General features: G+C 66.1%; 2 protein-coding genes. Both read left to right on the top strand.

Annotated features, from left to right (window positions below; all coding sequences use genetic code 11):
* Positions 1 to 245: 245 nt before the first annotated feature.
* Complete coding sequence (locus tag PKE44_RS19380; protein WP_324554490.1) at positions 246 to 848, top strand: hypothetical protein; 603 nt, start codon at positions 246 to 248, stop codon at positions 846 to 848.
* On the top strand, positions 845 to 1,456 hold the full coding sequence (locus PKE44_RS19385) for an RES family NAD+ phosphorylase (protein ID WP_324554491.1): 612 nt from the start codon (positions 845 to 847) through the stop codon (positions 1,454 to 1,456). The genes PKE44_RS19380 and PKE44_RS19385 overlap by 4 nt, the downstream gene beginning before the upstream one ends.
* The last annotated feature ends 62 nt before the right edge of the window (positions 1,457 to 1,518 follow it).

Below are 1,518 nucleotides of genomic sequence, written 5' to 3' on the forward strand. Positions count from 1 at the left end.
CCTGCGCATCGACCTGCCGGCCCTTCGGCCCGCCGCGTCCGCTCCGTCGCCCGTTCATGATCGTCTGGCCTCGTCGGGATGCCGGAACAAGTGGGCAAGCGTAGGTGCTCGACCGGACAGTCGCCCAGGCAGGCGTGCAGGTATCCATGGCGCCCGGGCTTGTCATGCCTGTCCATCCTGTCCATATTGTCCAGGCTGTCCCGCAAGAATCGGTTGAAACCGTGGCTGACTGATCCTGAGGCTGGATGAAGGTGGACAAGATTCGCACGCTGAAAGCCGAACTGAAGCGCGCTTTTGCGCTGCGGCTCGACGCTGTCAAAGACGCCCGGTCCCTGAACGAACTGCAGCGCTCGCTGGCCGATGACACGACTTTCCGCGATGCCATGACTCGCCTGATGGCATCCGAAGACCCCGGAATGTCCCTGACTCAGGAACCGCAGCTGCTGCACCGGTTGATGGAGAAAGGTGCAGCGCGCTGGCGTGAACTGATTGCAGCGGGCGGCGGTGCCTGCACGGTCGAAGAGGTTGCGCGTGTGACCGGCATGAGCGCCGATGCCGTGCGCAAGGCGGCCCAGCGCAGGCAGTTGCTGGCTTATCGGGAGGGAACCCGGCTGATGTTTCCGGCCTGTCAGTTCGAGCATGGCCGTGTGCTCGACGGCCTGCGCGAACTGGCCATGCAGTTGCCGCCGGGCCTGTCGGATCGCGCCGTCGTGAGCTTCTTCCTGTCGCCGCCCGGAACGCAGGAAAGTGCCAGATCGCCGATCGAACGGCTGCGCGCCGGTGATCCGGCGGAAATCGAACAGGCCCGTCAGGCCGCCCGGCTGTATCTGGAGCAGGCCGCGACGTGAGCCGCTTGCCGGAAGTCACGGACGATGAAAACAGCTTGCCCTGCCGTTCCTTGCCGGCCGGCAGCCGCTGGCACCGGATCGCAAGGCTGGCGCATGCATCACCGCTGTATTTCGACCGGGCAGCGGGCAGCCGCTTCAATTCAGGCAGTGCCACCTTCGGCACGCTGTATCTGGCAGAAACACTGACGGGGGCGCTCGCCGAAAGCCTCTGCCGCAATGCTGCCCTGAGGCTGCGTTGTCATCGGCATACGCCGCTGCCGGAACTCGCGGCCCGGGGCGATTACCTTGTCACGATCGGTGTACCGATGCGGGTGCTGGATCTGACGGTTCCGAATCTGGTGCGTCACGGCCTGACGGCCGACCTCTACGGCGAATACGATGCCCGCCGGCCAGTACCGTATCGCTGGGGGCCGGCTTGGGCCGATCACGTTCACGGTCTCGGACTGGACGGCATCCTGTACCCGTCCCGGCATCACACGGCCTGCATCTGTCTGGCGGTGTTCGAGCGAAGCATCACCGACTTCAGGCATGCCCTGGTCGCACCGCTCGATCGCCACCCGGAAGCCTTGCGCGTGCTGGACGAGGTATTCGACTGGGCCATTGTCTGACGGGCCCGGCTCACCCCGCCGCCGGCAGCCGCACCGTGAACACCGCCCCGCCCGCCGCGCCG

The sequence above is a fragment of the Plasticicumulans sp. genome (assembly GCF_035331805.1).
Taxonomy (GTDB): Bacteria; Pseudomonadota; Gammaproteobacteria; order Competibacterales; family Competibacteraceae; genus Plasticicumulans.

Coding starts and splice junctions, on each gene's coding strand:
- PKE44_RS19380 (WP_324554490.1), top strand. CDS start 246: ATGAAGGTGGACAAGATTCGCACGCTGAAAGCCGAACTGAAGCGCGCT.